This is a genomic window from Pseudorhodobacter sp., from assembly GCF_030452865.1.
GTDB lineage: Bacteria > Pseudomonadota > Alphaproteobacteria > Rhodobacterales > Rhodobacteraceae > Pseudorhodobacter.
Map to the genome: position 1 here is coordinate 1 of NZ_JAKDLJ010000216.1, position 6,249 is coordinate 6,249.

Consider the following 6,249-nt stretch of genomic DNA (forward strand, 5'->3'; position numbering starts at 1 on the left):
CACGAGTAGAAGTTGGTTGCGAACCGATAAATTGGGGCGGAGAACAAGCAAATGCGGCTGATATGCCCGAATTGCGACGCGCAATATGAAGTGGATGATGCGGCGATCCCCGAGGCTGGTCGCGATGTCCAATGTTCCAACTGCGGGCACGCGTGGTTTCAGATGCCGCCCGATCAGGAAGCAGAGCAAGAAGCAGAGGACGCTCTGTTCGGTTCCGTGATGGGTGGCGTGGTTGCAAAACCGACCGCCGCCCCTGCGCAAACTGCGGCGCAATCTGCGCCCCCGCAGCGGGAACAGACGGCATCGGTCGCCCGGCCTGCGCCGGTCATCCCACAGCCTGCACCGCCAGTTGATGCGTCGGAGGCTGTGGCCAACGCGCCGCCGCCCGCATCTGATACACCCAAATTCCGTCCAAAAGAACCCACGCTTCAACAAGCGACAGTACCACCCGCATCACCGCCGCCGCCAGAAGAGCCGACGCCCGAGGCGGTGCCGCAGCCCGGCCCTCCGCGCCGTGGGTTGGACGAAAACCTGCTTGCCGTCCTGCGTGAGGAGGCGGAGCGCGAAACCGCCGCGCGCCGGTCTGAAACCCCGCGTCCGCTCGAATCGCAGCCCGATCTCGGGCTTGAAGAAACCCGAGGGGCGGGAAATACCGTTAAAGCGGTGCGGGACCGTCTGGCGCGTTTGCGCGGTGATGTGGCAGAGCCGGAACCCGAAGTCACGGAGCGCCCGACTGCGCGGCGCGATCTGTTGCCGGATATAGAGGAAATCAATTCAACTCTGCGCGCCAGTACCGAAGACCGCAGCGGTGATGCAGTGATCATGGCGCAGGATGCCATGCAGCCGAAGGCGCAGAGAAACGGGTTCCGCAGCGGGTTCTCGCTGATGCTTCTGGTCGCTGTCGTGCTGATTGCGGCCTATCTTGCCGCGCCAAAAATCACGCAGCAATTTCCGGCCACAAAAGGCGCGATGGATAGTTATGTATCCGGCGTGAACAACGGCAGGGTCTGGCTGGACGGTGCGATGCGGAGCGCGATTTCAGCGTTGCAAAACCTGACAGGCAAACCCGAAAGCTGATTTTGGGGTTGGTGCAGGGGGCAAACCTCGAACGTGCTGAATTGCCTTCGACTGCAACGCATGAACGCGCTGTGCTGACCAAGCGCCGCATTGCCGTCGGGACCGAGGAAGTGAGATCTGCGAGCCGAGTCGGCCCTAAGGTGTTTCGACCGCAGTTCGGGATAGTGGCGTGCAATGCGGTTCAGGCGCTTTGTTGCCAGCGCCAGAGATTCATCTGTTTTGGCAAAGAGTTAAGTCGCATCAATACAGATCCAGCAACCGTTTCAAGTAGTCGCGCTCCGCGTCCGGGCGCGATTGGTCACCTTGCCGTTTACGGATTTCATCCAACAAATCCTGAGCGCGGCGATAGACATCCTCACCCTGCAACAAATTGCGGTCCGATCCGATGCGCGCGCCGTCACCGGGTTCCCGGCCCAAGGGATCACGCGCGGAATTCGGATCATCCCGGCCGACTGCTTCGCCCTGGCTGTTGCCCGGCCCATTTTCGCGGCGCTCCTGCGCCAATGCCTCATTGAGCGCGCGCATACCTTCACGCATCGCCCGCATGGCATCGGCCTGACTGTCGAGCGCGCCCGGCATGTCGCCATCCCGCAGCGCACGTTCGGCATCCTCCATCGCGCGGCCTGCCTCATCCAGTGATTTTCGTCCGGCTTCGCCCTGTTCAGAACCCGCGCCGGGCAACATGCCACCGTTCAGCTTTCCCAGTCGGTTGCGCAAATCCCCCTGACGTTCTGACAGACCCTTGCCTTGCCCCTGACCATCCTTGCCGACACCTTGCTGGCTTTGACCGTTCTGACCCTGTTCTGTGCCTTGATCGCCTTGGCCCTGCTGGCCGTTCTGGCCCGGTTGCTGGCCTTGCTCACCGGGTTGCTGACCATCCTGACCCTGTTCGCCGTTCTGGCCCTGCTGCTCACCCTGCTGGCCGTCCTGGTCACCTTGCCCTTCCGGGTTCTGCATTTCGGAAAAGCTGTCATCCGACAGGTCTTGCTGGTCGCGCAGCGTGTCGCCGAGGTTCTTCATCGCCTGCTGGCCGGGGCCGCCTTTGCCGCCTTCCCCTTGCGTGACCTGCATGTTTTCCATCAACTTGCGCAACATTTCCATCAGGTCGGCGGCTTCGTCCATCTTGCCTTCTTCCAAAAGCTTTTGCAGCTTGTCCATCATCTCCTGCAACTGGTCGCCGGTGATTTCCATGCTGTTTTGTTCATCCGCCGCCGCACTGTCGGGGTTGCGCTGCGCCTCTTCGGCCAACATCCGCATGTAATCATCCATCGCCTGACGCAGTTCCTGCATCAGCTTGTCAATCTCATCAGGGTCGGCACCGTTGCGGATTGCCTCATCCAAGCGGTCCTGCGCGCGTTGCAGCCGTTCGCGGGCCGATTGCAGATCGCCCTGCTCAATCAGCAAAGCGATATCCCAAAACGCATCAGCAAGCTCATCGCGAACTTCAACCGTCAGGCCATCCGCGTTCGCCTCCAGCCGCCGGAGCGCGACGCGCAGGCGCAGATAGGCCTTTTCATTGCGGATCAGATCTTCGGGTCGGTTGGTGATTGCCTTGAAAATCTCGACCGCGCGGGGCGCATTTGTGCGCGACCACAGCAGATCACGCCGCATTTCGATCACTGCCGCCGCAAGTGGGTCAAAGAAACGCTTGCCGGGCAGGATCACTTTCATCGGTGGCGCAAAACCACTCTGCCCGGTTGCGTCACTGGCTGACAGCGTGATTGTCACCGGCAGGTTGGCATAAGGGTGTTTTGACAGGTCATCGACCAGAATTTCACTGAAATCCCTGCGCTGTCCGGTGATCGGCAATGGCAAATCAAGCGTCACCGGTGCCGTCTGTTCCGGTTCCGCTGCCAGTCCGTAGCGGCGGTCGACCTCGGGCAAATCAAGCGTGATCACCGCCTTGCCGCTGGTCACACCAAAATCATCCTTGGCGGTGAACGGCAGTTTCAGGCGGCCATCGGCTTCGCGCGTCAGATCGCCCTTGGTGCTGATCGTCGGGGGCGCATCCTGCAAAATCGTGATGTTCCACTTGGCGCCATTTGGCCCGTCAATCGCCAGTTCCCCGCTTTGCTTGATGTCGAAATCCTGCGTGGGGGCGGTCACGTCACCGGCATCGGCGCGGCCAGAAACGGTTTCGGCGAGTGATAGCTTGCCGACTTCACCGTAAAAGCGCAACTGCACCCGGCTGCCGACCGGCACCTCAAATCCCGCGCGGTCGATATCGTTGAGGTAAAGCGATGGCTTGCCGGTATAGGGCGGCGGCTGCACCCAGCCTTCCCAACTCGGGCCATTGGCAAGCGCCTGACCGTTATTCTGCGCAATATCGGAAATGGAGGCGACACGCCAAAGGGAGCCGAACAGCAAGGCCACGACAAAACCGGTCAGCGCGATATATCGCAACCCGTAAGGGTCTCGGCGCGACAGGCGCAAATCGGGGGCGACGGCGCGGGCTTGTTCTGCTGCGCGGGCCATTCGGGCTTGATGCGCGGCCCAAACTGCTTGGGAGGCCGGATCATTCGCGCCAATGGCCTGGCTGTCGGACAATGTAGCAATCGGGCGACCGGGCAGGGCGGCGTCGAGCCGGGCCAAAGCCTCTGCCCGCGTCGGTTTGGCGAATTTGCGCCAGCCGGTCCAAAGGGCGGCGAGGGATGCAAAGACAGCAAAGGCCAACCCAGACCAGACCGCCCAAAGCGGTACGAAATCCTGCAAGCCAAAGATCAGGACGGCGAAGGTAACAAGCAAAACCGTCCACAGCGGCCAAAAGCATCGCGCCAGCCGTTCGGCCCATAGCCCAACCTGCGTCAGCCATATCTGCCGTTTCAGTTGGGTCGCGACTTTCTCGCCAAGCGTTTGCGTCATTTACCTTCTTTCGAGCCGCAGCGGTTCACAGCCATTCCGGTATCGTATCGCGGGAAAGCATTTCGTCAAAGCTCGGCCTTGCACGGATGACCGCAAAGTGATCACCCTTGACCAGAACCTCTGGCACCAGCGGGCGGGAGTTGTATTCCGATGACATCACCGCACCATAAGCCCCGGCCGAACGGAAGGCGACCATATCCCCTTCGGCAAGTTTCGGCATGTTGCGGGCTTTGGCAAAGGTATCGCCGGATTCGCAAATCGGACCAACGATATCATAGGGCTGTTGCTCCGCCCCGGCTTCCGGTTCCACCACCGGAATGATGTCATGATGTGCGCCATACATTGCCGGGCGGATCAGGTCATTCATCGCGGCATCGAGGATCAGGAAATCTCTGTCCTCACCGTGTTTCACATAGATCACCTGCGCCACAAGCACGCCCGCATTGCCGGAAATCAGGCGGCCGGGTTCAATCTCGATCTCGCAGCCCAGATCGCCGACCGTGCGCTTGACCATCGCGCCGTAATCCATCGGCAGGGGGGGGGCGGTATTGTCGCGGGTGTAGGGGATGCCCAAACCGCCGCCGAGGTCCAGCCGCCGGATATTGTGGCCATCGGCGCGCAGGGTGTGAGTCAGATCGGCAACTTTCAGATAGGCCGCTTCAAACGGTTCCAGCGAGGTCAACTGGCTGCCGATATGCACATCAATCCCGATCACGTCCAACCCCGGCAGGCGGGCGGCTTCCGCGTAAACCTCGCGGGCGCGCGAAATCGGAATCCCGAATTTGTCACCCTTTTTTCCGGTGGAGATTTTCTCATGCGTCTTGGCGTCAACATCCGGGTTGACTCGAATCGTGATGGGTGCGGTGAGGCCAAGACTGCTGGCAACCTGCGACAGTGCGCGCAGCTCGGGTTCCGATTCTACGTTGAATTGACGTATGCCGCCGATCAGCGCGAGACGCATTTCGTCGCGCGTCTTGCCGACGCCCGAAAACACGATGCGATCCCCCGGAACGCCAGCGGCTTTGGCGCGCATGTATTCGCCGGCGGAGACAACATCCATGCCCGCGCCCACATCAGCCAGCGTTTTCAAAACAGCGAGGTTTGACAGCGATTTGATTGCGAAGCAGACCAGATGCGGCAGCGGCGAAAGAGCTTCGGTGAAAAGCTGGTAATGCCGGGTAAGGGTTGCGGTCGAATAGCAGTAAAACGGCGTTCCCACCTGCGATGCAATATCGGAAAGTGCCACGTCCTCGGCATGGAGACTGCCGTTTTTATAGATGAAATGGTCCATGTCTGTCCCCGCTGTCTTGGCCTTCCCCGCCCCTTAGCATGTTACCCCCGGCCACGCCAAGCGGGCAGGTTTTGTGCATCAGATCACCGGGCGTGTGCGCAAGAAAAGATAGAGCGGCAAGCCGCAGGAGACGCCGATGCCAAAGATCGCGGGAATGGCGATCAGCGCCAACCAGTTCTTGCGGGTGAAGGTTTCAGCCAGGACCCAAACCGTCAGTGCAATGGCGGTAATTGTCATATCCCAGGCCAAGCCGGTGGTGGACGCATTGGTAAACCACGCATCCAACAAGCCAGACAATCCACTGCCGGTCTCAACCATATAACGGATGAAAAAATACGTCGGATGTAGCGCACCCCAAACTGCCAGCGCCAGATAGGCCATGCGCAAGGGGGAGATCACTTGATCACCACGCCGCCGCGCGCATCGCCGGACAGTGTGACGCCATGTGTCGGGGCTTTGGCATCGGAGTATTTCGGCGGACCATCCGCGCCGCAGGCGGCGAGAAACAGGCACAGCAAGGCAAGGAATTTGGGCATTTCAGAGCTTTCCGGATTCACGACACGTGCAAGTCAGGGACTGATGGAGACATGCGCGCCACCGACCCGCGCGGTTGCTACCGGACGGACCGTGACGCCATTGGGCCCGATGCCAACCCCGGCATAAAGGCCCGGCTCAGAACATCCGGTGAGCAGGGCGAGGATCGAAGCGGCGATAACCGTCATGGGTTTTGCCATATGATGCTTTCCCTATTTCCGAAACGGTGTGACGGAGGTTTCTGTGCGCCCCAACCCCGTCACCACCGGCTCCGCCCCATCCAGAGCGGTGAAATCACAGGCCGAGGTGGAGAGTGTGGCGAGCAACAGCACAAGGGGTTTCATTGCAGCAGGTCTTTCCAACGGGCGATTTGCGCGCGCACCTGATCGGGTGCGGTCCCGCCGTAAGACATACGGCTGCGCACCGAATTTTCCACCCCCAGCACGTCAAAAACATCGGCGCGGATACCCGGATGAGCGGATTTC

Annotated in this window: 7 protein-coding genes and 1 pseudogene; 1 reads left to right on the forward strand and 7 read right to left on the reverse strand. The window is 60.6% G+C overall.

Annotation, left to right across the window (positions count from 1 at the left end; translation table 11 throughout):
• Window positions 1-51: 51 nt before the first annotated feature.
• A complete protein-coding gene (locus L0H65_RS12655; RefSeq protein ID WP_301459415.1) occupies window positions 52-1,077 on the forward strand; it encodes a zinc-ribbon domain-containing protein in 1,026 nt (341 codons plus the stop codon).
• Window positions 1,078-1,317: 240 nt separating this feature from the next.
• Here the strand turns inward: L0H65_RS12655 and L0H65_RS12660 are convergent, their stop codons facing one another.
• From L0H65_RS12660 to L0H65_RS12690, 7 genes and pseudogenes are all read right to left on the reverse strand, one after another.
• Window positions 1,318-3,939 carry a TIGR02302 family protein gene (locus L0H65_RS12660; RefSeq protein ID WP_301459416.1) on the reverse strand — a complete coding sequence of 874 codons (2,622 nt, stop codon included), beginning with the start codon at window positions 3,937-3,939 and terminating at the stop codon, window positions 1,318-1,320.
• Window positions 3,940-3,964: 25 nt separating this feature from the next.
• Entirely contained in the window at window positions 3,965-5,230 is a 1,266-nt protein-coding gene (gene lysA / locus L0H65_RS12665) for a diaminopimelate decarboxylase (protein WP_301459417.1), read from the reverse strand.
• Between the two features lie 78 nt (window positions 5,231-5,308).
• Complete coding sequence (locus tag L0H65_RS12670; protein ID WP_301459421.1) at window positions 5,309-5,626, reverse strand: DUF2834 domain-containing protein; 318 nt, start codon at window positions 5,624-5,626, stop codon at window positions 5,309-5,311.
• Window positions 5,626-5,766 (reverse strand): hypothetical protein, encoded by a 141-nt coding sequence (locus L0H65_RS12675; protein WP_301459418.1) that lies wholly within the window; start codon window positions 5,764-5,766, stop codon window positions 5,626-5,628. Before L0H65_RS12675 ends, L0H65_RS12670 begins: the two co-directional genes overlap by 1 nt.
• A 33-nt stretch (window positions 5,767-5,799) precedes the next feature.
• Window positions 5,800-5,964: a hypothetical protein gene (locus tag L0H65_RS12680; protein WP_301459419.1), complete on the reverse strand. Its 165-nt coding sequence runs from the start codon at window positions 5,962-5,964 to the stop codon at window positions 5,800-5,802.
• 12 nt (window positions 5,965-5,976) lie between these two features.
• Window positions 5,977-6,108: a hypothetical protein gene (locus L0H65_RS12685; RefSeq protein ID WP_301459420.1), complete on the reverse strand. Its 132-nt coding sequence runs from the start codon at window positions 6,106-6,108 to the stop codon at window positions 5,977-5,979.
• Window positions 6,105-6,249: pseudogene (locus tag L0H65_RS12690) on the reverse strand (argininosuccinate lyase); the annotation flags it as partial. The gene L0H65_RS12685 and the pseudogene L0H65_RS12690, both read right to left, overlap by 4 nt.